Source organism: Caulobacter sp. GW456-12-1-14-TSB4, from assembly GCF_059424195.1.
The window spans coordinates 1-24,512 of sequence record NZ_JBWKZF010000018.1; the positions used below are offsets into that span (position 1 = coordinate 1).

27 protein-coding genes are annotated in these 24,512 nt (G+C 68.1%); 13 read left to right on the forward strand and 14 right to left on the reverse strand.

Annotated elements, in window-relative coordinates; all coding sequences use genetic code 11:
* A partial coding sequence (locus AC07YH_RS16835) for an outer membrane protein (RefSeq protein ID WP_494748106.1) occupies positions 1-807 on the reverse strand: 807 nt, incomplete at its 3' end.
* A 261-nt stretch (positions 808-1,068) separates the two neighbouring features.
* Between AC07YH_RS16835 and sapA the strand changes: the two genes are divergently transcribed.
* The 4 genes from sapA to AC07YH_RS16855 all read left to right on the forward strand — a co-directional run bounded on the left by sapA (position 1,069) and on the right by AC07YH_RS16855 (position 4,602).
* The gene (gene sapA / locus AC07YH_RS16840; protein ID WP_494748107.1) at positions 1,069-3,063 is read left to right on the forward strand and encodes a protease SapA; all 1,995 of its coding nucleotides are present in this window, start codon (positions 1,069-1,071) and stop codon (positions 3,061-3,063) included.
* 161 nt (positions 3,064-3,224) lie between these two features.
* Entirely contained in the window at positions 3,225-3,656 is a 432-nt protein-coding gene (locus AC07YH_RS16845; protein WP_494748108.1) for an OsmC family protein, read from the forward strand.
* 52 nt (positions 3,657-3,708) lie between these two features.
* A complete protein-coding gene (locus tag AC07YH_RS16850; protein WP_494748109.1) occupies positions 3,709-4,344 on the forward strand; it encodes a pyridoxamine 5'-phosphate oxidase family protein in 636 nt (211 codons plus the stop codon).
* 114 nt (positions 4,345-4,458) lie between these two features.
* Positions 4,459-4,602: a hypothetical protein gene (locus tag AC07YH_RS16855; protein ID WP_494748110.1), complete on the forward strand. Its 144-nt coding sequence runs from the start codon at positions 4,459-4,461 to the stop codon at positions 4,600-4,602.
* Positions 4,603-4,786: 184 nt separating this feature from the next.
* Here the strand turns inward: AC07YH_RS16855 and AC07YH_RS16860 are convergent, their stop codons facing one another.
* Together AC07YH_RS16860 and AC07YH_RS16865 are read right to left on the reverse strand one after the other, a co-directional pair.
* On the reverse strand, positions 4,787-5,353 hold the full coding sequence (locus AC07YH_RS16860; RefSeq protein WP_494748111.1) for a gluconate 2-dehydrogenase subunit 3 family protein: 567 nt from the start codon (positions 5,351-5,353) through the stop codon (positions 4,787-4,789).
* Entirely contained in the window at positions 5,353-7,101 is a 1,749-nt protein-coding gene (locus AC07YH_RS16865; RefSeq protein WP_494748112.1) for an FAD-dependent oxidoreductase, read from the reverse strand. Before AC07YH_RS16865 ends, AC07YH_RS16860 begins: the two co-directional genes overlap by 1 nt.
* A 178-nt stretch (positions 7,102-7,279) precedes the next feature.
* Here AC07YH_RS16865 and AC07YH_RS16870 point away from each other — a divergent pair, with 178 nt between their 5' ends.
* Positions 7,280-8,083, forward strand: a complete 804-nt coding sequence (locus AC07YH_RS16870) for a 3-keto-disaccharide hydrolase (protein ID WP_494748113.1) — start codon at positions 7,280-7,282, stop codon at positions 8,081-8,083.
* A 6-nt stretch (positions 8,084-8,089) separates the two neighbouring features.
* On the opposite strand, the gene AC07YH_RS16875 is transcribed toward AC07YH_RS16870, so the two are convergent.
* The 6 genes from AC07YH_RS16875 to AC07YH_RS16900 all read right to left on the reverse strand — a co-directional run bounded on the left by AC07YH_RS16875 (position 8,090) and on the right by AC07YH_RS16900 (position 13,373).
* The gene (locus AC07YH_RS16875; protein ID WP_494748114.1) at positions 8,090-8,581 is read right to left on the reverse strand and encodes a cupin domain-containing protein; all 492 of its coding nucleotides are present in this window, start codon (positions 8,579-8,581) and stop codon (positions 8,090-8,092) included.
* A 22-nt stretch (positions 8,582-8,603) separates the two neighbouring features.
* Complete coding sequence (locus tag AC07YH_RS16880; RefSeq protein WP_494748115.1) at positions 8,604-8,963, reverse strand: c-type cytochrome; 360 nt, start codon at positions 8,961-8,963, stop codon at positions 8,604-8,606.
* 23 nt (positions 8,964-8,986) lie between these two features.
* Positions 8,987-10,042 (reverse strand): sugar phosphate isomerase/epimerase family protein, encoded by a 1,056-nt coding sequence (locus AC07YH_RS16885; protein WP_494748116.1) that lies wholly within the window; start codon positions 10,040-10,042, stop codon positions 8,987-8,989.
* Positions 10,039-11,172: a Gfo/Idh/MocA family protein gene (locus tag AC07YH_RS16890; protein WP_494748117.1), complete on the reverse strand. Its 1,134-nt coding sequence runs from the start codon at positions 11,170-11,172 to the stop codon at positions 10,039-10,041. The genes AC07YH_RS16885 and AC07YH_RS16890 overlap by 4 nt, the downstream gene beginning before the upstream one ends.
* On the reverse strand, positions 11,172-12,059 hold the full coding sequence (locus AC07YH_RS16895; protein WP_494748204.1) for a sugar phosphate isomerase/epimerase family protein: 888 nt from the start codon (positions 12,057-12,059) through the stop codon (positions 11,172-11,174). The genes AC07YH_RS16890 and AC07YH_RS16895 overlap by 1 nt, the downstream gene beginning before the upstream one ends.
* 72 nt (positions 12,060-12,131) lie before the next feature.
* Complete coding sequence (locus tag AC07YH_RS16900; RefSeq protein WP_494748118.1) at positions 12,132-13,373, reverse strand: MFS transporter; 1,242 nt, start codon at positions 13,371-13,373, stop codon at positions 12,132-12,134.
* 136 nt (positions 13,374-13,509) lie between these two features.
* Here AC07YH_RS16900 and AC07YH_RS16905 point away from each other — a divergent pair, with 136 nt between their 5' ends.
* Positions 13,510-14,517 carry a LacI family DNA-binding transcriptional regulator gene (locus AC07YH_RS16905; RefSeq protein WP_494748119.1) on the forward strand — a complete coding sequence of 336 codons (1,008 nt, stop codon included), beginning with the start codon at positions 13,510-13,512 and terminating at the stop codon, positions 14,515-14,517.
* Here the strand turns inward: AC07YH_RS16905 and AC07YH_RS16910 are convergent.
* Positions 14,514-15,278 (reverse strand): 3-keto-disaccharide hydrolase, encoded by a 765-nt coding sequence (locus AC07YH_RS16910; RefSeq protein ID WP_494748120.1) that lies wholly within the window; start codon positions 15,276-15,278, stop codon positions 14,514-14,516. The genes AC07YH_RS16905 and AC07YH_RS16910 overlap by 4 nt on opposite strands.
* A gap of 123 nt (positions 15,279-15,401) precedes the next feature.
* On the opposite strand from AC07YH_RS16910, the gene AC07YH_RS16915 reads away from it, so the two are divergent.
* The 3 genes from AC07YH_RS16915 to AC07YH_RS16925 all read left to right on the forward strand — a co-directional run bounded on the left by AC07YH_RS16915 (position 15,402) and on the right by AC07YH_RS16925 (position 18,188).
* A complete protein-coding gene (locus AC07YH_RS16915) occupies positions 15,402-16,262 on the forward strand; it encodes a 3-keto-disaccharide hydrolase (protein ID WP_494748121.1) in 861 nt (286 codons plus the stop codon).
* Between the two features lie 205 nt (positions 16,263-16,467).
* On the forward strand, positions 16,468-17,385 hold the full coding sequence (locus tag AC07YH_RS16920; protein ID WP_494748122.1) for a fatty acid desaturase: 918 nt from the start codon (positions 16,468-16,470) through the stop codon (positions 17,383-17,385).
* Positions 17,382-18,188, forward strand: coding sequence for a phosphate/phosphite/phosphonate ABC transporter substrate-binding protein (locus AC07YH_RS16925; RefSeq protein WP_494748123.1), 807 nt, complete (start codon positions 17,382-17,384; stop codon positions 18,186-18,188). Before AC07YH_RS16920 ends, AC07YH_RS16925 begins: the two co-directional genes overlap by 4 nt.
* A gap of 16 nt (positions 18,189-18,204) precedes the next feature.
* Here the strand turns inward: AC07YH_RS16925 and AC07YH_RS16930 are convergent, their stop codons facing one another.
* Entirely contained in the window at positions 18,205-18,573 is a 369-nt protein-coding gene (locus AC07YH_RS16930; RefSeq protein WP_494748124.1) for a hypothetical protein, read from the reverse strand.
* A gap of 49 nt (positions 18,574-18,622) precedes the next feature.
* Positions 18,623-19,837 (reverse strand): PQQ-dependent sugar dehydrogenase, encoded by a 1,215-nt coding sequence (locus AC07YH_RS16935; RefSeq protein ID WP_494748125.1) that lies wholly within the window; start codon positions 19,835-19,837, stop codon positions 18,623-18,625.
* A gap of 152 nt (positions 19,838-19,989) precedes the next feature.
* Between AC07YH_RS16935 and AC07YH_RS16940 the strand changes: the two genes are divergently transcribed.
* The 4 genes from AC07YH_RS16940 to AC07YH_RS16955 all read left to right on the forward strand — a co-directional run bounded on the left by AC07YH_RS16940 (position 19,990) and on the right by AC07YH_RS16955 (position 22,792).
* Positions 19,990-20,478, forward strand: a complete 489-nt coding sequence (locus AC07YH_RS16940; protein WP_494748126.1) for a MarR family winged helix-turn-helix transcriptional regulator — start codon at positions 19,990-19,992, stop codon at positions 20,476-20,478.
* An 85-nt stretch (positions 20,479-20,563) separates the two neighbouring features.
* Positions 20,564-21,184 carry an NADPH-dependent F420 reductase gene (locus AC07YH_RS16945; protein ID WP_494748127.1) on the forward strand — a complete coding sequence of 207 codons (621 nt, stop codon included), beginning with the start codon at positions 20,564-20,566 and terminating at the stop codon, positions 21,182-21,184.
* An 80-nt stretch (positions 21,185-21,264) separates the two neighbouring features.
* Positions 21,265-21,849, forward strand: a complete 585-nt coding sequence (locus tag AC07YH_RS16950) for a TetR/AcrR family transcriptional regulator (protein ID WP_494748128.1) — start codon at positions 21,265-21,267, stop codon at positions 21,847-21,849.
* 88 nt (positions 21,850-21,937) lie between these two features.
* Positions 21,938-22,792, forward strand: coding sequence for an NAD(P)-dependent oxidoreductase (locus tag AC07YH_RS16955; RefSeq protein WP_494748129.1), 855 nt, complete (start codon positions 21,938-21,940; stop codon positions 22,790-22,792).
* 3 nt (positions 22,793-22,795) lie between these two features.
* On the opposite strand, the gene AC07YH_RS16960 is transcribed toward AC07YH_RS16955, so the two are convergent.
* A complete protein-coding gene (locus AC07YH_RS16960; RefSeq protein ID WP_494748130.1) occupies positions 22,796-23,104 on the reverse strand; it encodes a DUF4387 family protein in 309 nt (102 codons plus the stop codon).
* Positions 23,088-24,506 (reverse strand): acyclic terpene utilization AtuA family protein, encoded by a 1,419-nt coding sequence (locus AC07YH_RS16965; protein ID WP_494748131.1) that lies wholly within the window; start codon positions 24,504-24,506, stop codon positions 23,088-23,090. The genes AC07YH_RS16960 and AC07YH_RS16965 overlap by 17 nt, the downstream gene beginning before the upstream one ends.
* Positions 24,507-24,512: the final 6 nt, after the last annotated feature.

Genomic DNA, 24,512 nt, shown 5'->3' on the forward strand with positions numbered 1-24,512 from the left:
GGGCGGAGGCGGCGGGGGCGGCGGAGGCGGCGCGGACCCGAAGGTGTAGCGCAGACCCAGGGTCACCGAAGCGTCCTTGTACTTGCCCGAGAAGGTGCCGACGTCGGTGATCGAACCACCGGCCGGACCCGTGTTCGTGGTCACCGAACCCCACTTGAGGTTCTTGGTTTCCAGATAGCGGCCGGTCAGGTCCATCGACCAGTTCTCGGCGAAGTTCCAGCCCAGACCCACGATGCCTTGGTAGGCGAAGGCTTGGTCGACGTCGTCGAAGTTGGTGTTCTGGAAGCGCGCGCCGCCGGCCGGAACGCCCGACAGCTGGCCATAGGCCTTGTTGTGCACCCAGGCCGTACCGGCGCCGGCGCCGATATAGGGGTTGAACGTGCCGCCCGGGGCCAGGTCGAAGATGACATTGGCCATCAGGGTGGTGGCCTTCAGGCTGCCGTCGATCTCACCGCAATCCGGCGAGGCCGGCGAGCGGCCGACGCCCGGGGTGCAGAGGCCGATCGGCTGAGCGCCGGCCAGGCCGTTGCCGCGAACGCTCTTCTGGTCGCTGGGACGATAGCCGTATTCGGCTTCCACGCGCCAGTTCGGGGTGAACTTGTAACCGAAGCGGGCGAAGCCGGCCCAGTCCTTGTCACCCGAGAAATTCCACTGATAGCCGTTCGAGGACGTGGCCTTCACGTCTCTCGGCTCGTGGTAGCCCACGTCGCCCGCGACATAGAAGCCGCTCAGGGCGCTTTGAGCCGAAGCGCCCGAGGCCGCGCCGAGCGCGATCAAGGCGACGCCGGCAAGCAACCGCATATTCATGTGTAAAAACCCTCTCTAGTCTCAATCGAATGTCGCGGGCCCGACACGTCCCCGGGACCTCAGCACGACAAACGCGCACTTCCCGGATTCAGGTGTGGCGTAAACGCCACAGAAACAGGTCAATTGTAAAAAAGGTCGCGGGCGGGGGATCAGACCGGTGGCGCTTAGCTTAGCCAGGAAACTGCGCGCAGATGTCGCAAGTAGCCGAGATTGCAGGAGAAATCTCGATTCTACATACTTGGGATGTTGGGCGTGTGGAGTATGTGCGTGAGTATTGAACCGTTTCCCGTGGCCGACCAGGAACCCGCCCCCATCACGGGCGATCAGACCCCAAACAGCTTCGTCAACGCCGACGCCCGCGACGGCGTGGTCGCCGGCAAGAACAGCCTGACGGTGGCCGAGGCGGCCTCGCAGCTGCTGCGCGGCGAGCCTGGCTGGGGCCCGGCGCTGAATGTCGCCGCGACGGTGACCTACGCCTATCGCGCCTCGGCGCCGAACACGATGCCCAGCGACACGGCGGGCTTCTCGCAATTCAACAGCGCCCAGATCGCCCAGGCCGAGAAGGCCCTGCTGGGCTGGTCGGACGTGGCCAACATCACCTTCGTGCGCGCCGGCGCCGGAACGACGGGCGCGGCCGCCTATAGCGACAACGCCGCGATCCTGTTCGGCAACTACAGCACCGGCGAGTCCGGCTCGGCCGCCTTCGCCTACTATCCGGGCAACACCCAGGCCAGTAGCCGTTCGGGCGATGTCTGGATCAATTCCAGCCTGGGTTACAACAGCAACCCCAGCGCCTCGAACTACGGCGGCATGGTGCTGGTCCACGAGATCGGCCACGCCATCGGTCTGGCCCACCCGTCCGAATACAACGCCGGCGGCGCGGCCCTCACCTACAGCGCCAACGCCACCTATTACGAGGACAGCCGTCAGTACACGGTGATGTCCTATTTCGGCGAGGGCAACACCGGCGGCGCCTTCGGCGGGACCTATGCGTCCGCCCCGCTGCTGGACGACATCGCCGCCGCCCAGATGGCCTATGGCGCCAACATGACCACCCGCACCGGCGACACGGTCTACGGCTTCAACTCCAACACCGACCGGGACTGGTTCTCGGCCACGTCGTCGTCGAGCAAGCTGGTTTTCGCCGCCTGGGACGCCGGCGGGACCGACACCTTCGACTTCTCCGGCTACAAGGTCGCCCAGACCATCGACCTGCGCGCGGGCTTCTTCTCCAGCGTCGGCGGCGCGACGGGCAACGTCACCATCGCCATCGGCGCGGTCATCGAGAACGCCATCGGCGGCTCGGGCGTCGACACCATCGTCGGCAACGCGGTGGCCAACCGCATCACCGGCGGCGCGGGCAACGACATCCTGGATGGCGGGGCGGGCCTGGACACCGCCGCCTATGCCGGCAAGTTCGCGTCCTACGCCATCACCGCCCTGGCGACCGGCGGCTGGCAGATCAAGGACAACGCCGGAAGCGACGGGACCGACACCGCGATCAATATCGAGAGCCTGCAGTTCTCGGACCGCACCGTGGCCATCGTCGACAGCCGCGTGGCCGCGGCCATGGCCAGCGTCCTGCGCCTGCAGGCCTTCAGCACCGGCGCCGACGCCGTGACCAAGTCGATCGCCGGCGCCATGGCCTCGGGAACCAGCTACGCCGACGCCCTCACCCTGGTGACCAAGGCCGCGATCGGCACCAGCGCCGTGGCCGCCCTCTCCTACCAGTTCTTCACCGGCAAGACGCCGACGGTGGCTGGCATGGACTATCTGGTCGATCCGAACGGGGCGAACCAGAACAACCTCAACAGCGCCTACTACCAGTCATTCGACACCATCAACCGCTTCATCAATTTCGCGGTGAACCTGGGCAAGAACGGCGAAGGCGCCACGGCCTTCAGCAACATGTACGGGTCGCTGTCCCTCTTCGACGCCACCAAGAAGGCCTATGCCAGCATCTTCGGCCTGACCCCGACCGACCAGAAGGTCCACGACCTGCTGGACACCATGGTGACCGTCGGCGGCATGACCATGACCCGGACCGACTACCTGGCCTACTACGGCCAGGACGGCGCCAACGGCCAGGGGACCAAGGCGGCCATGGTCGGCTTCCTGCTGGCGGCGGCCGAGAACGAGCATGTCGGCCTCTACGCCAAGTCGGCCGACGCCTTCTTCGCCGACCAGCTGACGCACAACGTCTATGGCGTCGACCTTATCGGGACCTACGCCAAGCCGGAATACAACCTGACCTGAGGCGACGACCTTGCGGTTCAGACCAGACGACGCGGCGGCGGGCCTTCGGGCGCGCCGCCGTTTTCGTTCGTGGCGCGGGCGTGAAAAGCCGGTTTCCTTCAAGCCGCCCTCGCCGCGACGTGGTGGATCGCTCCCGACATTCCCCATCTGGAGTAACCGACATGAAGATCGTCAGAAGCGGCTCGGCCGCCTGGAGCGGCGGCATCAAGGACGGCAAGGGCTCGATCTCGACCGAGAGCGGCGCCCTGACCGACTATCCCTACGGCTTCGCCAGCCGCTTCGAGGGCCAGCCCGGCTCCAACCCCGAGGAGCTGATCGCCGCCGCCCACTCGGCCTGCTTCACCATGGCCCTGTCGCTGATCCTGGGCGAGGCCGGCCTGAAGGCCGACCGGATGGACACCTCGGCCAAGGTCACGCTGGAACAGGTCGAGGGCGGCTACGCCATCACCGCCTCGCACCTGACCCTGAAGGCCAGCATCCCCGGCGCCGATCAGGCCCAGTTCGAAGAGCTGGCCGCCAAGGCCAAGGCCGGCTGCCCGGTCTCCAAGCTGCTGAACGCCGAGATCACCCTCGACGCCAGCCTAGTCGAATAGGATCCTTCCCGGCGTTGCGCTTCATCCGAGTGCGGCGCCGGGAGACCTCTCCATGAGCCACTACAGTTTCCTGGACCTGGCCAGCTCGGCCAGCGTGCGCGCGGCCCAGGCCGAGATGGGCGTCGATCATCTTTGGACGCCCGGCGCGGTCGATCGCGTGTCCGAGGCCTTCACTCCGAACGAAGTCGCCTTCATCGCCGAGCGCGACAGCTTCTACATGGCCAGCGTGTCCGAGACCGGCTGGCCCTATGTGCAGCATCGCGGCGGCCCGCCCGGCTTCCTCAAGGTGCTGGACGAGACGACCCTGGCCTTCGCCGACTATGCCGGCAACCGCCAGTACATCAGCATGGGCAACCTGGACGCCAACGATCGCGTGGCCCTGATCCTGGTCGACTATCCCCGCCGCGCCCGGCTGAAGATCCTGGCCCACGCCGAGCGCCTGGCCCTGGACGCCGAGCCCGACCTGATGGCGCGGGTCGCGGTTCCCGGCTATCGCGCCCGGCCCGAGCGGATCTTCCGCCTGCGGCTGGCGGCCTTCGACTGGAACTGCCCGCAGCACATCGTGCCCCGCTTCACCGAGGCCGAGATCAATCGCGCGGTGACACCGCTGCGCGAACGGCTCAGCGCGCTGGAGGCCGAAAACCAACGGCTGCGCGAATGGCTGGAATCGTTCCCTTCCGGAAGCTGACGAAGTCGTGTCTTGGCGGGATGGGCCTCGGCGCCGCAGGCTGCGCGGGCAGGTAGAGGGACCGATCATGAACGAACGCATCTTCCGCCAAGGCGACTGCTGCTGCGCACCGGCGTGAGCCTGCCCCACCTGGGCGTCTATTCGGGCCAGGTCTACGAGGTCGAGGACTACCACCACCACGCCGAGGGCCTGTACGTGAAGGGCGTCGATGAGGGTCTCGATCCGGCCAGCTTCCAGGCGGTCGGCGAGCCGGTCTAGGCTCCCCTCCCCCATCAGGACGTACAAACTCCCAAAACCCCGCTCATCCCCGCGAAAGCGGGGACCCAAGCCGTGTCAGCGATCATGGCAAGGCCATTCAACAGACCCGAAAGTCAGCTTGGGTCCCCGCTTTCGCGGGGATGAGCGGCTAGGAGCGGTCCTTTTCGTTGAACCTCGATCCGACCTACCGCGTCGCCCAGGCGCGTCCGATCTCGGCCAGCGGCACGCAGCCGTGATAGGCGCCAGGTACGGCCTCGTACTTCAGGGCCTGGGTCGCGCCGACCTCGGACGTGAAGTAGCCGACCGTGACCATGTCCTCCAGCACCGGGAAGAAGTGGCCCTGCCCCTGCCCGCGCGCGGCGCCGGCTTCCTGGTCGTAGGTCGTCAGCAAGGCCACCTGCTGCTCGGGCGCCAGCGCCACGAAGCCGTCGCCGTGCGCGGCGCGGGCGTCGGCGTCCATGCGCGAGAGGCCGCCCAGCAGCTGCTCGACCTGGCCCTTGTCGTAGTAGTCGCCGACCGCGCGGTCGATGAACTGCGGGACGCCGGCCTCGCGGGCCCCGGGCGTGTCGGTCGCCGGGATGATCAGCTCGGCCACCACGTCGAGCAGGCGGGCCTGGTCGGCGGTCAAGGCCGTCGGGGTCCAGCTCAGGGCCGGCGCCGGCGCGGCGGCTAGGGCGCGCTGCGCCCAGCCGGTCGAGGCGACGCCGACCGCCAGGGCCAGGCCGCGCAGGGTGTCACGTCGGTTCAGCATCAGATGTCTCCCCGCTTGCGAGCCTTCACCGCATGGTCGGCGGCGCGGGCGGTCAGGGCCATGTAGGTCAGGGACGGGTTCACGCACGAGGCCGAGGTCATGGCCGCCCCGTCGGTGACGTAGACGTTCGTGCACTCGTGGACCTGGTTATGGGCGTTCAGCACCGAGGTCTTGGGATCGCGGCCCATGCGGGCGGTGCCCATCTCGTGGATGCCCAGGCCGGGCGCGTAACCGCCGTCGTGGCCCTTGACGTTCTTGAAGCCGGCGGCCTCCAGCATCTCGACCGCCGCGGCCTGCATGTCGCGGCGCATGGCCATCTCGTTCTCGCGCATGGTGACGTTGAACGACAGGGTCGGCAGGCCGAAGGCGTCCTTCACAGCGTGGTTCATCGTGATGCGGTTGTCCTCGTAGGGCAGGATCTCGCCGAACCCTCCGAGGCCCATGTTCCACGGACCGGGCTGGGTCAGCGCGGTCTTGCGCGCCGCGCCGAAGCCCTTGGCGCCCTTGGCCCGGTTGCCCAGATCGCGATCCCAGATCGGCCGCGACGCCCCGCCCTGATAGCCGAAGCCGCGCAGGTAGTCGGTGCGCTTGGTGGCCTCGTCGCCGAGGTTGCGGAAGCGCGGCACGTAGATGCCGTTCGGACGCCGGCCCGAATAGTACATGTCGCCGAACTCGGGCGCGTCGCCCGACGCGCCGACACCCAGATGGTGGTCCATGACGTTGCGGCCCAGCTGGTCGCTGCCGTTGCCGAAGCCGTTCTCGAACCGCGAACTGGTGGAGTTCATCATGATCCAGGCCGAGTTCAGGGCCGAGGCGCACAGGAAGATGACGTCGGCGTGGAATTCCTCGTCCTGCTTGGTCTCGGCGTCCAGGATCCGCACCCCGGTCGCCTTGCCCGCCTTGGCGTCATAGATCAGCTCGGTGACGATCGAGTTCGGGCGGATCACCAGGTTGCCGGTGCGCTCGGCCGCCACCAGGCCGCCGGAGTTGGAGCTGTAATAGCCGCCGAACGGGCAACCGCGGATGCACTGGTTGCGGAACTGGCACTTGGTGCGGCCCAGGCTCAGCTGTTCCTCGGTCGGGTCGGTCAGGTGGGCCGTGCGGCCGATGCTGACCCGGCGCTCGGGGAAGCGGGCCTCGGACTTGGCCTTGAAGGCCTTCTCGACGCAGTTCATCTCCATCGGCGGCTGGTAGTGACCGTCGGGGAAGTGGGCGAGACCCTCGTGCTGGCCCGAGACGCCGATGAAGCGCTCGACGTGTTCGTACCAGGGGGCCAGATCCTCGTAGCGGATCGGCCAGTCGACGCCGATGCCCTCCTTGGCGTTGGCCTCGAAGTCGATCGGGCTGTGGCGATAGCTCTGCCGGCCCCAGGTCAGCGACCGGCCGCCGACGTGATAGCCGCGGATCCAGTCGAAGCGGTTCTCTTCGGTGTAGGGGTTCTCGTCGTCCTTGACGAAGAAGTGCTGGCTGTACTCCGTCATGGTGTAGCCGGTGCGGCGCTGCACCTGGTAGTGCGCGTCCAGCTCGGCGTTCGGCAGCTGGCCTTGCGGGTACTTGGTCTGCCAGGGATCGAGGACGGCGGTCGGATAGTCCTCCAGATGCTTGACCATGCGGCCCCGCTCGAGAACCAGGACCTTCAGGCCCTTCTGGGTCAGCTCCTTGGCGGCCCAGCCGCCGGTGATACCGCTACCCACCACGATCGCGTCATAAGTGTTCTTACGCCGCGCGCGACCGTTCACATTGGCCATGTTCGCTCCCTTTGCGGCCGCTCGATGGACCACGTCGGAAGCTCTAAGCAACGCGACGCCCCGACCTCGGCGAACCCTTCATTCTTGCCTGGAGGCTTCCATGAAATGGGTTACATTGCAAGAAAGCTCGGCATTTGACCGTAAAAATGGGCTGAGCGATTGGGAGGGAGACAGGATCATGGCCAAGCCGTTCGTCGCGATTGGACTCATGCTGGCGCTGCTTGGGGGGACCGCCCACGCGCAGGACGTCAAGGCCGGCCCGTGGCGGCCGCTGTTCGACGGCAAGACCCTCAACGGCTGGACGCCGAAGGTCGCCAAGCATCCGGCCGGCGAGAACTACCGCGACACCTTCGTCGTCGATCACGGCGTGATCCGGGTGTCCTATGCCGGCTACGACAAGCTGGACGGCCAGTTCGGGCACCTCTTCTACAAGACGCCGTTCAAGGCCTATCGCCTGAAGCTGACCTATCGCTTCCTGACCGAGGGCGGCCTGCCCGACACCCCCGCGTGGGCGCGCAGCAACAGCGGCATCATGTTCCTGAGCCAGAGCCCCGAGAGCATGACGGTCCCCCAGCCCTTCCCGGTCTCGATCGAGTTCCAGCTGCTGGGCAAGGACGGCGACGCGCCCCGCCCCACCGGCGCGGTCTGCACGCCGGGCCTGACCATCACCATCGACGGCGCCAAGGTGAAGGAGCACTGCACCCCGTCCGCCAACGCCCCGACCATCCCCGATGGCACATGGGTCCAGGCCGAGCTGGAAGTGCTGCCCAACGGCCAGATCACCCAGAAAATCAACGGCGCGGCCGTCCATCACTATGCCGACGTGATGCTCGACCCCGAAGACACCGTCGCCGCCGGCGCCAAGCCCTACATCCTGGAGCGCGGCGCGAAACCGGTGACCGAGGGCTACATCGCGCTACAGAGCGAAGGTCACCCGATCGAATTCAAGGACATCCAGATTCAAGAGCTGACGGCGCGCTGAGCGCCGTCACTTCGCGCCGGGCAGCTTGACGCCCAGCAGGACCAGTCGCTCGCCGGTGATGCCGAACCAGTGCGGCACGCCGGCGGGCACGAGGATGACGTCGCCGGGGCCCAGCGTCCGCGTCGTCCCGCCTTCGATCTTGTCGCCGTCGGTGAGCGTGGGGTTCTTGACCTTCGGATCGACGAGCGTCCCGCCCGAGACCAACGTGCCGTCGCCCTCCAGCACGATGGCGTATTCCGCCTGGTCGGGGTGGACGGCGGGGCGGCCCGGCTTCTTCCAGATTTCGATCGCCGCCACGGTGGTCCCATCGCGGACCAGGGGACGCCACATGAACCCCTGGTCGGGCTTCATCGCGGCCAGCATGTCGCGGATCTGGGCCTGGACCTCCGCGCCGCTCGCGAAACCGGTCGGGTCGGCGGCTTGAGCGCTGGAGACGCCTGGCAAGGCCAGCAGCAACGACGTCGCGCAGATCGCGAAGGCTCTGACCATCGTCTTCATCGCCGCTCTCCCCAGGCTCAGCCTACTTCTTCACCGACGACAGATACTGGATCACCGCCGCGCGCTGGGCGTCGTCGGGCGCGCCCAGCAGCATCTTGGTGCCAGGCACCTTCTTGCCCGGGGCCTTGATGAAGGCGTCCAGCTCTTCCGGCGTCCAGGTGATGCCCGAGGCCTTCATGGCGGTGCTGTAGGCAAAGCCCGGGGCGGTCCCGGCCTTGCGACCGGCGACGCCGGCCAGGGGCGGGCCCATCTTGCCCGGCGCGGGCTGCAGCGAATGGCAGACCGTGCAGCGCTGCTCAAACACCTGCTGGCCGGTGGGTCCGGCGACGGCGCTGGTCGCCGTCGCGGCCAGAACGGCGGCGAACATAAGCGGGGACTTCATCGAGGATACTCCGTCGGGAAAGATCACAGGCCTAGTAGGCGACGATTGCGACCGGCGTCCGGCGCGCTGCCGGCGAAGTCGTCGAACGCCTTGTCGGTGACCTGGATGATGTGGTCGCGGATGAACGGCGCGCCTTCGCGGGCGCCCTGCTCGGGATGCTTCAGCGCGCACTCCCACTCCAGCACCGCCCAGCCGTCGAAATCGTACTGGGCCAGCTTGGAGAAGATCGCCTTGAAGTCCACTTGGCCATCGCCCAGCGAGCGGAACCGGCCCGGCCGCTCGGCCCAGCCCTGATAGCCGCCATAGACGCCCGACTGGGCCGTCGGCCGGAACTCGGCGTCCTTGACGTGGAAGGCCTTGATGCGCTCGTGATAGCGGTCGATGTAGCCCAGATAGTCCAGCTGCTGCAGGACGAAGTGGCTGGGATCATAGAGGATATTGGCGCGCGGATGGCCGCCGACCTCGTCCAGGAATCGCTCGAAGGTCGCGCCGTCGTGCAGGTCTTCGCCCGGATGGATCTCGTAGGCGACGTCGACGCCGTTGTCCTCGAACACGTCCAGGATCGGCTTCCAGCGACGGCCCAGTTCGGCGAAGGCCTCCTCGACCAGACCCGCCGGCCGCTGCGGCCAGGGGTAGAAGTACGGCCAGGCCAGAGCGCCGGAGAAGGTGGCGTGGGCCTTCAGGCCCAGGCGCCGGCTGGCGGCGGCGGCGGCCTTCACCTGGCCCACGGCCCAGACCTGGCGCTCGGCCGGCTTGCCGCGCAGCTCCGGCGGGGCGAAGCCGTCGAACAGCTCGTCATAGGCCGGATGCACGGCGACCAGCTGGCCCTGCAGGTGGGTCGAGAGCTCGGTGATCTCCAGGCCGTACTCGGCCAGCAGGCCGGCGATGTCGTCGCAATAGGTCTGGCTCTCGGCGGCCAAAGCGAGATCGAAGAACGAGTCCGCCCCGCCGGTCGGCATCTGCACGCCGACATAGCCCAGGTCAGCGACCCACTTGGCCATGGTCTCCAGCTTGTCGAACGGCGGCTTGTCGCCGATGAACTGGGCCAGGAAAATCGCGGGCCCTTTGAGCGTCTTCATCGGCCGTCTCCTGTTAGGCTCACCCAGCCGGCGTCGTCGCGGCTGGCGGCCACGGCGCGCTCGACGAAGGCCATGCCGCGCACGCCCTCGCCGATGTCGGGCACGACCCCGCCGCTCCGCCCTTCAATGGCGTCGGCGAAGTCGCGATAGATGTTGGCGAAGGCCTCGATGAAGCCCTCGGGATGGCCGGTCGGCAGGCGTGTCACGGCGCGAGCCGCCGCGCCCAGATAGCCCGAGCCGGCGTGCAGCACGTGGCTAGGACCGTCCAGCCAGTCGATCGTCAGGACGTTGGGGTCCTCGTGCGACCAGGTCAGGCCGCCCTTCTCGCCATAGACGCTCAGCGTCAGGCCGTTGCGAGCTCCGGCCGAGATCTGCGAGGCGATCAGCACGCCGCGCGCCCCGCCTTCGAAGCGCAGCAGCACGTTGCAGTCGTCGTCCAGGCCCCGGCCCGGGACGACGGTGGAGACGTCGGCGCACAGGCGCGCGACGCGATGGCCGGTCACGAACTCGGCGATGTTGAAGGCATGGACGCCGATGTCGCCGATGCAGCCGCCGACGCCGGACTGCTTGGGATCGGCCCGCCAGCTGGCCTGCTTGTTGGCCTCATCCAGTTCCAAGGGCTTGGACAGCCAGCCTTGCGAATATTCGACCACCACCTTGCGCACCGCGCCCAGGTCGCCCTGCGCCACGATCTCGCGCGCCTCGCGGACCATGGGATAGCCGGTATAGGTGTAGGTCAGGCCGTAGAACTTGCCCGACGCCGCGACGATGCCCGCCAGCTCTTCCGCCTCAGCCAGGTTCAGGGTCGCGGGCTTGTCGCTGATCACGTGCAGCCCGCCCTTCAGCGCGGCGGCCGAGACGTCGAAGTGCAGGTGATTGGGCGTCACCACCGAGACCAGCTGGACGCCATCCTCGCGCGCCCGCTCGGCGGCGATCATCGCGTGATGGTCTGGATAGACCCGGTCGGGGGCGACGCCCCAGGCGGCGGCCGCCTGGGCGTTCTTGGCCGCATCACGGCTGAACACCCCGGCGACCAGCCGGATGCGGCCGTCCAGTTCGGCGGCCATGCGGTGCACGGGCCCGATGAACGAGCCCGGACCGCCGCCGACCATGGCCATCCGAAGGCTCATCAGGCGACGACCTTGGCCAGGTAGTCGTAGCTGATCTTGGCCGACTCCAGACGCGGATGGGCGAACGGCGGCTCCTGCTCGTAGTAGAAGCCCCGCACCCCTTCGGCATAGGCGGCGGGCAGCAGCTTCTTCCAGTCGATCATGCCGCCGCCGACCTCGGTCGGGTCCTGCTTCAGTTCGAAATTGGTCTTGGTCGTCGCCTTGACGTCCTTGACGTGCATCTGGGTGAAGCGGCCCGGATGGGCCTTCAGCAGGGCCAGCGGATCGTGGCCAGCCGCCGTGACCCAGCCGGCGTCCATCTCGAAGGTGACCACGGCAGGATCGGTGCCCTTCAGCAGGATCTCCATGCCGTTGGTGTCGCCCCCCTTTGCATCCTTGAGAGGCGCGAACTCGAAATTGTGGTTGTGATAGCCGGCGGCGATGCCGGCCTTCTTCAGCACGGCGGCCTTCTCGTTGAGGAAGTCGGCGTTCCACTTCCAGTCGTCGGCCGTCATCTGCACGCCGGCCGCGCGCAGGTCCTGGCTGAGGCGATCGGGGATGTAGAAGATCGGCATCATCACCGACTTGACGCCGATGACGTGCATCTCGTCGGCCAGCTTGGACAGGTCGCCGCTGAAGCCGCTCGGCCCCTTGGGCGAGATGTGGGCGCTGGGGCAGACCAGGCCCGCCTTGTCGAAGGCGGCGCGCAGCTCGGCCGGCGTACGGCCCAGATAGCCGGCCAGCTCGACCGACTTGAAGCCGATCTTGGCGACGGTGGCCAGCTGGGCGTCCAGCTCCTTGGCCAGGTCCGGACCCAGGCTGTAGAGCTGGATGCCGACCGGCAGCTTGTGGCGCTGGAAGAACGGCTGCTGGGCCGCGCCGGCGACGCCAGCGAAGCTCGCGCCCATCAGGGCCGCGCCGGCGCCGAGGAGACCACGTCGAGAAAGATGTGCGTTCACGAGGCTTTCCTTCGTTGAAGCTTAGACTTGGGCCGGATTGGCGGTGGCGGAGAGGTCTTCGGTCTCGGCGACCGGACCGCGCGAGGGCGGGCGGAAGAAGATCGCCAGCAGCAGCACCGCGACCAGGGCCATGCCGGTCGGGACCAGGAACAGGCGGGTGTAGTCGACCGTGCCGCCGGCGCTCAGCTTGCTGATCAGCTCGGGGAACAGGAAGCTGGCGACCACATTGCCGATCCCCAGGATCAGCAGGTTGAACAGGCCCTGGGCGCTGGAGCGGACGTCCTTGGGGAACACCGCATCGACGAAGATGTACACGGTGGCGAAGAAGAACGCGTAGCAGATCCCGTGGAGCAGCTGGACGGCGACGATCGTCGGGATGCTGTCGGCGGCGAAGGCGAAGACCAGGAAGCGCGCGGCGTGGCCCAGCACGCCGATGATCATCGTCGTCTTCCAGCCCAGGCGCACCAGCACCCGGCCCAGCAGGAACATGGTCAGCACCTCGGCCACCTGGCCCAGGCTCAGCACCACCATCGAGAGGTTGCCGGCGATGCCGACGCGGTTGGTCAGGAAGGCGTCGGCCATCACGAAATAGCCGTTGTGGATGACGCTATCGATGAAGGTGACGACGAACAGCACCAGCACGAACGGCGCGGCCAGCAGCTTGAAGGCCCGTCGCCAGGCCAGGTTGTCGATGCCCGGCGCGTCCTTGCGGGCGGGCGTGTGCGGCAGGGTCAGGGCGTAGCCGGCGAAGGCGAACGAGACGATCGCCGCGACCAGGAAGATCCAGCGCACCTGCTCGACCGACGAGTGGCCGCCCAGCAGGAACACGAAGGGCCAGCTGACCAGCACCCAGCCGACCGTCCCGCCCATCCGCACCGCGCCGAAACCGGCGGCCGGGTCCTTCAGGTTGGCGAAGGCGATCGAGTTGGTCACCGACAGGGTCGGCACATAGACCAGGCTGAAGACCAGGTAGCAGGCGAAGAACGGCCAGAAGTCGGTGGCGAAGGCCGTGCCGACCAAAGCCAGGCCGCCGATCAGGTGGCTGACGGCCAGGAACTTCTCCGCCGCGAAGTTGCGGTCGGCGAACTGGTTGGAGAAGAAGATGCCGACCAGGGCGGCCACACCCCACGAGCTGCCGACCAGCGACTGCTGCCAGGGCGCGAAGCCCAGCATGCCCATGTAGGGGAAGATCTTTGGCGCCCAGGCGCCCCAGATCGCCAGCTGCAGCACCATCATCACGAAGAGCCGGAAGCTCGTGTTCATGGATCTGGCCTCCCCGACCAGCTTGGGCGGCAGTTTCGGCCCGTTTGGACCGCCTCCGCTCCGATGTAATCGAAATCATCGATAACAGGGCTCCGTCTGCTTGCCAAGCTGTCGGCTAGTCGCCAGTGTCCGGCCAATGGCCACCATTCAAGACGTAGCGCGCGACGCGGGCGTCTCCACGGCGACGGTTTCACGGGTGTTCAGCGCGCCCGAACTGGTGCTGGAGACCACCCGCAACAAGGTGATGGAGGCGGTCAACCGCCTGGGCTACGAGCCCAACTTCGCCGCCAAGAGCCTGCGCACCCTGCGGACCGAGAAGATCCTGGTCACGGTGCCCGACATCTCCAACCCGTTCTTCTCGCAGGTGATCCGGGGCGTCGAGGAAGCCGCTCTCGCCGCCGGCTATTCGGTGCTGCTGGGCGACACCCGCCACGAGGAAGCGCGCGAGGAGCAATATGCGGCGATGTTCCGCCGCAAGGAGGCCGACGGCCTGATCTTCCTGGGCCACCGCCTGCCCGACGTGCTGGCCGAGATGGTCGCCGCCAAGGGCCCCAAGACGCCGATCGTCAACGGCTGCGAGTTCCGCCCCGGTCTGGCCGTGTCCAGCGCCCATATCGACAACGCCGCCGCCGCCGCCGAGGTGGTCGACTACCTGTACGGCCTGGGTCACACCCGCATCGGCGTGGTCACCGGTCCGCTGGCCAGCCCGATCAGCAGCGACCGCCTGGCCGGCGTGCTGGCCGCCGCCCAGCGTCACGGCCGGGCCAGCGCCCTGCGCATGGCCATCGGCGACTTCTCGATCGAGTCCGGCGTGCGCCAGACCGGTGAGCTGCTGGACGAACCGGGCCGGCCGACGGCGATCTTCTGCTTCAGCGACGAGATGGCCATGGGCGCGCTGGAGGCTATCCGCCTGCGCGGCCTGCGGTGTCCGGAGGACGTGTCGCTGGTCGGCTTCGACGACATCCGCTTCGCCCAGTATCTGCACCCGCAGCTGACCACGGTCAGCCAGCCCAAGGAGCAGATCGGCCACGAGGTGGTGCGCCTGCTGATGGACATCCTCAGCGGCCGGGCCACGGCTCTGCAGAACGTCACCCTGCCCCACCAGCTGGTGGTGCGCGCCAGCACCGCGGCGCCGCCCGTCTAGCGGGGCGCCAGTTCGCGGACCCAGATGTTGCGGAAGCTGATCGGCGCGCTGGGATCGCCATGCGCCTGCAGCTTGATCGGCGCGGGGCCATGGGCCTTGTAGCTGGGCTTGCCGATATAAACCGTCTCGCCGGCCAGCACCGTGTGGTCCTGCACCAGCACGCCGTTGTGGATCACGGTGACATCGGCCGGCGTCACGAGCGCGCCGTCCGCGCCGAACACCGGCGCATGCCAGACGATGTCGTAGGTCTGCCATTCACCCGGCTTGCGGCTGGCGTTGGCCAGGGGCGGATGCTGCTTGTAGACGCTGGCCGCCTGGCCGTTGACGTAGGTCGGGTTCTCATAGCTGTCGAGGATCTGCACCTCGTAGCCCTTGTCGCCGGCGCCCGTGGACGCCAGGAACACGCCGCTGTTGCCGCGCGCCTGGCCCGTCCCGGTGATGCCCTCCGGGATGCGCCATTCCAGGTGCAGCTGGTAGTCGCGGAAGCTCCGCTTGGTCTCGATATTGCCCTTGGTTTTGTCGACGGTCAGGACGCCATCGGCCACCGTCCAGGCGGCCGACGACTTGTCCTTGGCAGCCACCCATTGGTCAAGATCGTGGCCGTCGAACAGCACGATCGCGTCGGACGGCGCGGCCCCCGAGGTCGTCACCACCGGCGCGGCCGGTTTCCAGACCTCGGTCTCCTCCGGCTTGGTCTGGGCCATGGCGGAAGAGGCCACGCACAGGCCTACGGCGAGCGTGAGAACGGAGCGAACTGGCATGCGACCTCCCTGTCGAGCCCGGGACCTTAGGTTGCTTGCCGACGCCCGCCAATACGACCATGACATCCTTGACAACGCTGTCGGACATTCGGCGACTAGGAGGCGAGATCTTAGGAGGACGGCATGCTTCAGACCTTGGCCCTGATGGCGGCGCTGGCGCTCGCCGAGCCGCATCCGCCCCTGACGCTGACCGACGTCCCCAAGGCCACGGGGCCGCAGACCGTGCTCTTCAACGGCAAAGACCTTGCCGACTGGCGCTCCTGGCTCGGCTATGCCGACCCGGCCCTGACCTACAAGCGCCCCGCCGTCGCGCCGATCGGCGACACGCCTCAGAGCGCCGAGATCTTCAAGGTGGTCACCGAGGACGGCCGCCCGGCGCTCTACGTCAACGGCAAGATCTGGGGGAGCTTGGTCCACACCGGCGACTTCCAGAACTATCACCTGCGCCTGCAGTACAAATGGGGCCAAGGCCGCTGGGCGCCGCGCGAGACGCAAGCGCCGAACAACGGCCTGCTCTACCACTCGCACGGGGCGCCGGGCGTGGTCTGGGGCACCTGGAGCCAGGCGGTCGAGTTCGAGATCATGACCGGCTCGATCGGCATGGTCGTGCCGGTCGGCGAGGCGATCAGCGTCGTCACCGACGCGGTCAACGATCCGTCCTTGATCAAGCCCAACCTGCGCTTCTCGCCGACCGGCAAAGCCACCACCGCCAAGGGCGGCACGGCGGACTGGAACGTCGAGGCCTACAGCGACGCCGAGAAGCCGGCCGGCCAGTGGAACACCCTGGACCTCTACGTCCTGGGCGACCGCGCCGTCCACGTCGTCAACGGCGTGCCGGTGCTGGAGGTCCGCGACCTGAAGGCCGACGGCCAGCCCCTGACCCACGGCGCGATCCAGCTGCAGTCCGAGGGGGCCGAGACCTTCTTCCGCGACATCGTCCTGGAACCGATCACCGTCCTGCCCAAGGTCAAGCCGGCGCGCTAGACGCCCGCTCCTGGAGGGCTGTACGCGCCCTCAGAAAATCTGCCTCGACCAAATTCCTACTCAATAGATAGGCTTTTGTCAGTGGCGCCACCTCCCTTTCAGCGCCGCCAACTCTCGCGCGGATGGGAAGTCCTGCGCGACGCCTCCGGCGCGGCCTGCCCGTCGCGCCGGAGACGCCTTCCTTCGAGGTCTGGGTAGAGCGCGCATGGCGACCACGCCGCATTTGTCCGTCCGGTCGCAGCGCAGCCTCGAATGGCCAACCCTGTTCCTGTGGCTGACGATCCATGGCGGTTGGCTGGCCCTGACCTTCTTCCACGACCGATTGCCGACGGCGGTGCTGTTCCTGGCCGGCGGCTGGATCGTCGCCTGGCACGGCAGCTATCAGCACGAGGCGATCCACGGCCATCCGACGCGGTCGGCGCGGCTGAACGCGATCCTCGCCTCGGTCCCGCTGTCGCTATGGCTGCCCTTCGCGATCTATCGCCGCTCGCACCTGGCGCACCACGCGACCCACGACCTGACGGCGCCGCACAGCGACCCCGAGGCGCGCTACCTGACCGACGCGGCCTCGCCCTTGCGCCGCGCCCTGGCCCGGCTGAGCGCGCCACTGGCCGGACGGCTGTTGCTGGGGCCCTTCGTCGAGGTCGGCGCCTTCCTGGCGAGCGAGGCGCGCCTGATCTGGAGGGGCCAGCAGGATCGCCGCGCGATCTGGGCCGTGCATGGCCTGCTCGTGGCGGGCCTGGCGACCTGGCTGATCGTGGTCTGCGGCATGAGCCTGGGCCGCTACCTGCTGTGCTTCGTCTATCCGGGCGTGGCCCTGGGCCTGATCCGCTCGTTCGCTGAGCACCGCGCTCACGCCGACCCGGGCCAGCGCATCGCCATCGTCGAGAACGCGCCGCTGCTGGGGCTCTTGTTCCTCAACAACAACCTGCATGTCGCCCATCACGAGCGCCCGGGCCTGGCCTGGCATCGCCTGCCGGCCTATCACGCCCGGGAGCGGACGCGCCTGGTCGCGGGCAATGGCGGCCTCGTCTATGATGGCTATGCCGAGGTCTTCCGGCGCTATCTGTGGCGACCGCACCACGCGCTCGACCACGCCCAGGCGCTGGAGCAAGCGCGATGAGCTACGTCGCCGCTCTGCCCATGTACGACCTCCCCGAGCTGCAGGCGGCCAACGACGCCTTGTGGGAGGGCTTGCGGATCCGCCTGGCCGCCAGCGGAACGCCCGCGCCCACGTCCCTGGACCGCGAGCTGCCGCTCGACGTGCTCTGGCGTCACCCGCGCCTGCTGCTGGCCCAGACCTGCGGCTATCCTCTCGGCAAGAGCCTGCAGGGCGTGGTCAAGCTGATCGCCACGCCCCGCTACGCCGCCCAGGGCTGCGACGGCCCGTTCCATCGCAGCGTCGTCGTCGTCCGCGCCAGCGACAAGGCCCAGAGCCTGCTCGACACCCGGGGCCTGCGCTGCGCGATCAACGCCCGCGACTCCAACACCGGCATGAACCTGCTGCGCGCGGAGATCGCGCCCTTGGCCAAAGGCCGGCCGTTCTTCAGCGACATCCTGATCACCGGCGCGCATGTGGGCAGCGCCCAGGCCCTGGCCGAGGGCGCGGCGGATGTCGCGGCGATCGATTGCGTGACCTGGGCGCATCTGCGGCGTCACCGGTCCGACCTGACCAAGGGCCTGCGCGTCCTGGCCTGGACCAGCCGCACGCCCGGCCTGCCCCTGATCGCCGCGGCCGATCTTCCCCGCGCCGCCTACAGGGCGCTCGGCGCGGCGCTGGAAGACGTGATGGAAGACCCTTCCCTTCGCGATGTCCGCCGGACCCTGTTGCTGGACGGCGTCAACGTCCTGCCCCTGACGCACTATCGCGCCGCCGGGTATCTGGAGGACCTCGCCGTCCGGCAGGGCTATCCGACGCTCGCCTGAAGGGCTTTGGCCTGAACTAGTGCCCGCCCTCGACCCAGGGCACGCCGGCCGCGCGGAACGCCTCGGCCAGTGCGGCCTCCAGGTCCAGCGACTCCCACTGGCGCATCGGATTGAGGTGCTCGGTCAGCGCCGGAACCAGCCGGACGCCGAACCGCTTGGCCGCGCCGCTGGCCTTGTAGCCGGTCTTGTGCTGGTCGAAACGCAGGTCCGGATCGCGCGAGGTCTGGCCCACATAGAGACCCCAGGGATCGGCGCGGCGCGGGTCGTGCAGCAGCACGACATAGACCGAATGCTTGGCGCCCCGGGCCTTGCGCGTCGTGGCCTTGAAGGCCAGAGCCGCCCGCTCGGCCTTCGACCACCAGGGCGGACCACTCGGATGGAGCATACCGACGGAGCGTGCGAGCGCATGATGCTCGCACGCCCCAGCCTCTCGGCTATTTCGGCGTCACGCGGAACAGGCCGCCGGCGCTGTCGTCTTCCAGCATCCACAGCGCGCCGTCCGGCGCGACCTCGACGTCGCGGATGCGGTGGCCGACCGTCCAGCGCTCGGCGGACGTGGCGGTGGCGCCTTTGACGACGACGCGGTTCAGGCTGTTGCTGCCCATGCCGCCGATCAGGGCCGAGCCCTGCCACTGCGGGAACATCTTGCCGCTGTAGAAGATCAGGTTCCCCGGCGCGATCACGGGCGTCCAATAGAGCACCGGCTTCTGCAGGTCAGGGCGCGTGTCCGGGCTGGGGATCGGCACGTTGTTGTAGTTCACCGCGTAGGACACCAGCGGCCAGCCGTAGTTCTTGCCCGGCTCGATCAGGTTCAGCTCGTCGCCGCCCTTGGGGCCGTGCTCGACTTCCCACAGCTTGCCGTCGGGCGCGAAGGCCAGGCCGTAGGGCGTGCGGTGGCCGCTGCTCCAGGTCTCGGCCGGCGTCAGGTTCGGACCGGGGAAGGCATAGGTCTTGACCACCGGCGCGGTCTTGGCCTTCTCGGTGTCGGCCGGCGGATCGATGATCGGGATGCTGGCCGCGCCGGTCTTGCCCGCCATCGGATTGCCCGGCGCGGGCTTGCCGTCGAGCGTCAGGCGCAGGATCTTGCCCAGCGGCGAGTTGGGGTCCTGGGCCGGCGTCATGCGCTGGCGATCGCCCACGGTCAGGTACAGGAGCTTGCCGTCCGGCGAGAAAGCGATCTGGGCGCCGAACTGGCCGCCCTTGCCGCGCGCGCCGTCGCGCCAGATCACCTTCAGGCCGTCGAGGCTGGGGCCGCCCTTGCCCAGCGACAGCGTCGCCTTGGCCAGGGCCAGGCTGGAGCCGCCGTCGCCCGGCTCGGAATAGGTCAGATAGACGCTGTGGTCGCTGGCGTAGCGCGGCGAGAGATAGACGCCCAGCAGACCGCCCTGCCCTTGCGACAGCACCGCCGGGACATTGGCGATCTTGGTCTTCTCGCCCTTCGGGGTGACCAGCCACAAGGCGCCCGGCTTCTCGGTGATCAGCATCCGGCTGTCGGGCAGGAAGGCGATGCGCCAGGGCTTGTCGAAGGTCGCCACCTGGGTGACGGCGAACGGCAGGCTGGCCTCGGGCGCCTGGCTTCCCAGGTTGGTCTGGGCGTGAGCAGCGGTCGACGCCAAGGTCGCCAGCAGAGCAAGTTTCGCAAACTTCATGGTGATCCCCGTGGAATGGCCGATCCTAGGCCGGGGCGTCGCTACCGGCAACGCCAGAGCGTCGCGCATAAAGTCAGACGCTGACCATTGCACATACCGGCATATACCTCTAAATGAGATCCGCAGTCAGGCAGGACCAGCGGACGAGAGCGATGGCGAGCGGCGAGAGCAAACGGGTTGCGAACTACCTGCTGTGCAACAACGACACGATGCGCAAGGCCGCGCGCAATGTCGGCAGACTCTACGACACCGTCCTGGCGCCCAGCGGCCTGCGCAACAGCCAGTTTGGGCTCCTCGTGCATATCGACGAACTGGACGAGCCGACCATGAAGGCCCTGGCCCAGGAACTGGTCATGGACCTTTCGGCCCTGGGCCACAGCCTCAAACCCTTGGTGCGAGACGGCCTGGTGCGGCTCGTGCCCAACCCCGACGACGGACGCAGCAAGCGGGTCACCCTGACCAAGGCCGGCCAGCGCAAGGTCGCCGAGACCATGGCGCTCTGGGGCGTGGCCCAGGCCAGCCTCGAAACCGCCTTCGGCGAGGACAGGGCGCGCCACCTGAGGGACGCGCTGATGGTTCTGGCCTCCGACGACTTCTCGACGGCCTTCGCCACCCACAGCCAAGGCTCGTCGCGAGGCTAACAGCAGACATCCGCCCTAAGGCGGCTCTGTGCCGGTCTTCGCAATTTCACTAGACGACCGGTCAACTTCATAAAGGATGACGAAGATGAAAATTGGTTTCCTGGGCGGCGGTTCGATCGCCAAGGCCGTCGGCGCCCTGGCCCAAGCCGTTGGCCACCAGGTCGTGCTGGGCGTCCGCAACCCGGCCCAGGGCGACGCGCCCGGCTTCACCTATGGCGGCTTCGAGGACGCGATCGCCGGCGCCGACATCGTGGTGGTCGCTCTCCCGTTCTATGTGCTGGACCAAGTCCTGCCCGCGCTGTCGGACGCGCTGGCGGGGAAGCTAGTCATCGACGCCACCAACCCGGTCGGCGCGGACTGGGCGCCGATCCTGACCGGCGAGCAATCCTCCGGGGCCGAAGCCATGCAGGAACATCTTCCGCGTTCGCGCGTGGCCAAGGCCTTCAACAATATCTTCGCCGACGTGCTCGCGCCTGAACGGATCGATCGCAACGGCCACAAGCTCACGCTGTTCATCGCCAGCGACGACGCGGCCGCCACCCAGACCATCGCCGACCTTGGCGTGCGGATCGGCCTGTCGCCGATCAACGCCGGGCCGCTGAAGTCGGCGCGCTATCTCGAGGCGATGGCCCACCTCAATATCGAACTGGCCGTTGGGCAGGGCGGTGGCACGAACGCCGCCTTCCTCTACGATCGCCAGGCCTGATCCGAATCCCCGCGCCGGAGGCTCAGCCGCCGGCGCGGACGGCAGCGGCTCGCCTCCATCCAGTCAGTGACGATCACGACATGAACATCGATCCCAAGGAACGGCTCCTCGAGGCCGGCGTCAAGTTGATGCTGGAGGGCGGCTTCAACTCGACCGGCATCAAGGATGTCGTTCAATTGGCCGGCGTGCCGAAGGGCTCGTTCTACTACTACTTCGGCAGCAAGGACGACTACGCCGCCGAGGTCGTCGACCGCTATGCCGATGCTGGCCTGGCCGACCGCGCGCTGATCCTGCAGGACGAGACCGTCGCACCGCTGGCGCGGCTAAGGCGATCGTTCGAAACCTATCAGAGGCGCTACGAAGACCGTCAGTTCGCCGAAGGCTGTCTGCTGGGCAATCTCAGCATCGACATCGGCGCGCGCAATGTCGTCGTGCGCGACCGGCTGCGCGCCGCGTTCAAGGTCTGGGAAGGCGACATCGTCGCGATGCTCGAGGCGGCGCGAGAGACGGGCGCCTTGCCGCCATCGCTGGAGCCGGCGCGCACCGCCGCGTTTCTCCTCAATGCCTGGGAGGGCGCCCTGGTGCGCATGAAGGCCGAGCAGGACGGCCAGCCCTTGCGCGACTTCCTGGACGTCTTCGACCTGATCTTGTCGCCGGCCCCGTAGGAAGCACCGGCATATACATCTACCTCGATCGCGAGCCGCATGACGGCTTGCCCTGAGACGCTCGCCACGCGCCCTGAAGGAGCCCCGCATGAAGATCGGATTTATCGGCGTCGGCAGCATGGCGACGGCCATGATCCCCAATCTGATCCGCGCCGGCCACGAGGTCAGCGCCTGGAACCGCACGCCGGCGTCGCTCGCCCATCTCGACGGCGTGCGCGCCCTCCCGTCGGCCGCGGCGGCCTTCCAGTGCGACGCCGTCGTCACAATGCTGGCGGACGACGCGGCCGTCCGCGCGGTGATCCTCGACGGCGACGTCCTGCGCACCGCGCGGAAGGACTGCGTTCACATCGTGATGGCGACGATCTCCCCGGCCCTGGTGGCCGAGCTGAAGAGCCGTCACCAGGACCTGGGGATCGCCTATGTCGCCGCCCCGGTGTTCGGCGTCCCGGCCGTGGCCGTCAAGGCCGAGCTGAACATCGTCGCGGCGGGCCCCTTGGAGGCCCTGGATACGGTTCAGCCCCTCTTCGACGCGATCGGGCAGAAGACCTGGAGGCTCGGCGAGGACCAGACCCACGCGATCATCACCAAGCTTGCCGGCAACATGATGATCACCCTGGCCATCGAGGCCATGGGCGAGGCGGTCGGCCTGACCGAACGCTACGGTCTGAAGGCGGCCGACTTCCTGGACATCCTGACCAACACCCTGTTCGCCAGCCCCAGCTATCGCCGCTACGGCGCCAACATCGCCAACGAGTCCTACGATCCTGGCTTCAAGCTGACCCTGGGCCTCAAGGACGTGAACCTCGCCCTCGACGCCGCGCGCGAGCGTGGGGCGTCGCTCCCCTCGGCCCAGATCGTACAGCAGGCGATGACCCAGGCGGTAGCGGAAGGCCTGGGCGCCCGCGACTGGTCGAGCCTGGCCGAAATCGCCCGCAGGCGCTGACCGCTAGCCGACCACCGCATCCAGCAGCCGGACATATTGCTGGCCGCTGTGCATGTCGCGCTCGACCACGCCGCCTTGTGGCGTCCTGCGGGGGTACGAGATCTTCAGGATGCTCAAGGCGTCGACCTCGAAGCGCTTCACCTGGCTGGCGTCGGCGCCGTAGGCGGCGGCGATCGCCCGCGCCGACAAGGCCGGCGCGTCCTTGTAGCGGCCATAGCTCTCGGGCCCGTCGAAGAACACATCGATCGTCACCCAGAACGGCCCGGCGTTCTTGGAGCGCACCTGGTGGCAGACCTCACGCAGCGTAGTCATCGCGGACCTCCTTGTCCTGGACGCCGGCCCCGACCCAACGGATGCGGACCAGCTCGAACGGGTCGGCGGTCTCGACCACGTGATTCAGCTTGAATTCGAACACCTGGCCCCGTTCGATCTCGGCCGGCGAGAAGGGGAAGGCGTAGCTGGGCAGCTCGATGTCGCGCCGCACCGGGAAGTGGAAGAAGTACGGATTGCAGACCTTGGCGATCTGGGTCGCCAGGGCCTGGCTCTGGGCGGTGGCGACGAACAGCAGGCCGATCTCGCGCGGCGGCGCGGTGTGCTGCGGCGGCGTCAGGCCCGACACCGCGTTCCAGCCATAGGCCCGCAGCGAGATATCGAACTCGCCGGCCGCCTCGCCCATAGCGCGACGCACGCGCTGGTTCAGAACCTCGGACATCCGCGCCATGAAGCCGTCCAGGTCGGCCATCACCTCGCGGTCCTCGATGCCGACCAGCATGATGGTCTGGAACGGACCACCGCCCGCTCCTTCCAGCTTCATGGTGTAGGGCTTGGGCTCCCAGACCGAACCGGTGACCCGCACGGTGCGGGCGTCCAGCGGCTGATAGACCGAGCCAGTGACATCCAGCACGCCGCCGGGCTCGATCAGTCGGAACGGATCGCTGTTCTCGTAGAGCATGTGGGCCGAGACGGTGCGCGGCTCGCAGCGGTTGTCCGGCGACAGCGGGGCGATGACGAAGCCTTCGTCGTCGACGCTGAACAGGATGCCCGGGTTCATCGGATTGACCGTGCACTGGCCGCCGCACTCGGCGACCTTGGCGCCGTGCCAGGCCGGACCGGCGGCCGCGCCCAGCATCAGCGGCACGGCGGCCAGCACGGCGGTGTCGGTGGTGCGGCCGCCCAGCACGATGTCCGCGCCGCCCTTCAGCGCGGCGATATAGGGCTCGGGCCCCAGCAGGGCGACGATGTGAGCGCAGGCGTCGATGGTCGCCTCGTCCAGCGCGCCCATCGGCGGCAAGGGCCGCACCTGGCCGGCGACGGTCTTGGCCTTCAGCGTCGCCTTGTCCTGCTCGGAATAGAGCTGGGCGATGCGGGGGCGTTGGCCCAGTTCCTCGGCCACCTCCTGGACGATCTCCAGCGTCCAATCGACCGCCTCATCGCAGCCCGAAGTGCCGCACGAGCCGATCAGCAGCGGGATGCCGGCCTTGTCACGGGCGGCCATCAGGATGGTCAGGTCGCGCTTGACCGCCGCGCGGCTGTACTTGGACTTGCCCGTGCCCAGATAGGCGGGGCCGCTGTCGGTGGAGCCCGCGTCCAGGGCGATGGCGTGCGCCCCGGCGGCGAGGCCCGCCTCGACCTCCTCGGGGCTGACGCCGGCGCCCAGCGCGCCGGCCGGCACCAGGACCTTGACGCCGCCGGCTGGCAGCTTGTCGTCATGCATGGAAGG

Excerpts from the sequence above, each read along its gene's own strand:
- sapA (WP_494748107.1), top strand. The coding sequence starts at position 1,069 with ATGTGCGTGAGTATTGAACCGTTTCCCGTGGCCGACCAGGAACCCGCC.
- AC07YH_RS16845 (WP_494748108.1), top strand. The coding sequence starts at position 3,225 with ATGAAGATCGTCAGAAGCGGCTCGGCCGCCTGGAGCGGCGGCATCAAG.
- AC07YH_RS16850 (WP_494748109.1), top strand. The coding sequence starts at position 3,709 with ATGAGCCACTACAGTTTCCTGGACCTGGCCAGCTCGGCCAGCGTGCGC.
- AC07YH_RS16860 (WP_494748111.1), bottom strand. The coding sequence starts at position 5,353 with ATGCTGAACCGACGTGACACCCTGCGCGGCCTGGCCCTGGCGGTCGGC.
- AC07YH_RS16865 (WP_494748112.1), bottom strand. The coding sequence starts at position 7,101 with ATGGCCAATGTGAACGGTCGCGCGCGGCGTAAGAACACTTATGACGCG.
- AC07YH_RS16870 (WP_494748113.1), top strand. The coding sequence starts at position 7,280 with ATGGCCAAGCCGTTCGTCGCGATTGGACTCATGCTGGCGCTGCTTGGG.
- AC07YH_RS16875 (WP_494748114.1), bottom strand. The coding sequence starts at position 8,581 with ATGAAGACGATGGTCAGAGCCTTCGCGATCTGCGCGACGTCGTTGCTG.
- AC07YH_RS16880 (WP_494748115.1), bottom strand. The coding sequence starts at position 8,963 with ATGAAGTCCCCGCTTATGTTCGCCGCCGTTCTGGCCGCGACGGCGACC.
- AC07YH_RS16885 (WP_494748116.1), bottom strand. The coding sequence starts at position 10,042 with ATGAAGACGCTCAAAGGGCCCGCGATTTTCCTGGCCCAGTTCATCGGC.
- AC07YH_RS16890 (WP_494748117.1), bottom strand. The coding sequence starts at position 11,172 with ATGAGCCTTCGGATGGCCATGGTCGGCGGCGGTCCGGGCTCGTTCATC.
- AC07YH_RS16895 (WP_494748204.1), bottom strand. The coding sequence starts at position 12,059 with ATGGGCGCGAGCTTCGCTGGCGTCGCCGGCGCGGCCCAGCAGCCGTTC.
- AC07YH_RS16900 (WP_494748118.1), bottom strand. The coding sequence starts at position 13,373 with ATGAACACGAGCTTCCGGCTCTTCGTGATGATGGTGCTGCAGCTGGCG.
- AC07YH_RS16905 (WP_494748119.1), top strand. The coding sequence starts at position 13,510 with ATGGCCACCATTCAAGACGTAGCGCGCGACGCGGGCGTCTCCACGGCG.
- AC07YH_RS16910 (WP_494748120.1), bottom strand. The coding sequence starts at position 15,278 with ATGCCAGTTCGCTCCGTTCTCACGCTCGCCGTAGGCCTGTGCGTGGCC.
- AC07YH_RS16915 (WP_494748121.1), top strand. The coding sequence starts at position 15,402 with ATGCTTCAGACCTTGGCCCTGATGGCGGCGCTGGCGCTCGCCGAGCCG.
- AC07YH_RS16920 (WP_494748122.1), top strand. The coding sequence starts at position 16,468 with ATGGCGACCACGCCGCATTTGTCCGTCCGGTCGCAGCGCAGCCTCGAA.
- AC07YH_RS16925 (WP_494748123.1), top strand. The coding sequence starts at position 17,382 with ATGAGCTACGTCGCCGCTCTGCCCATGTACGACCTCCCCGAGCTGCAG.
- AC07YH_RS16930 (WP_494748124.1), bottom strand. The coding sequence starts at position 18,573 with ATGCTCCATCCGAGTGGTCCGCCCTGGTGGTCGAAGGCCGAGCGGGCG.
- AC07YH_RS16935 (WP_494748125.1), bottom strand. The coding sequence starts at position 19,837 with ATGAAGTTTGCGAAACTTGCTCTGCTGGCGACCTTGGCGTCGACCGCT.
- AC07YH_RS16940 (WP_494748126.1), top strand. The coding sequence starts at position 19,990 with ATGGCGAGCGGCGAGAGCAAACGGGTTGCGAACTACCTGCTGTGCAAC.
- AC07YH_RS16945 (WP_494748127.1), top strand. The coding sequence starts at position 20,564 with ATGAAAATTGGTTTCCTGGGCGGCGGTTCGATCGCCAAGGCCGTCGGC.
- AC07YH_RS16950 (WP_494748128.1), top strand. The coding sequence starts at position 21,265 with ATGAACATCGATCCCAAGGAACGGCTCCTCGAGGCCGGCGTCAAGTTG.
- AC07YH_RS16955 (WP_494748129.1), top strand. The coding sequence starts at position 21,938 with ATGAAGATCGGATTTATCGGCGTCGGCAGCATGGCGACGGCCATGATC.
- AC07YH_RS16960 (WP_494748130.1), bottom strand. The coding sequence starts at position 23,104 with ATGACTACGCTGCGTGAGGTCTGCCACCAGGTGCGCTCCAAGAACGCC.
- AC07YH_RS16965 (WP_494748131.1), bottom strand. The coding sequence starts at position 24,506 with ATGCATGACGACAAGCTGCCAGCCGGCGGCGTCAAGGTCCTGGTGCCG.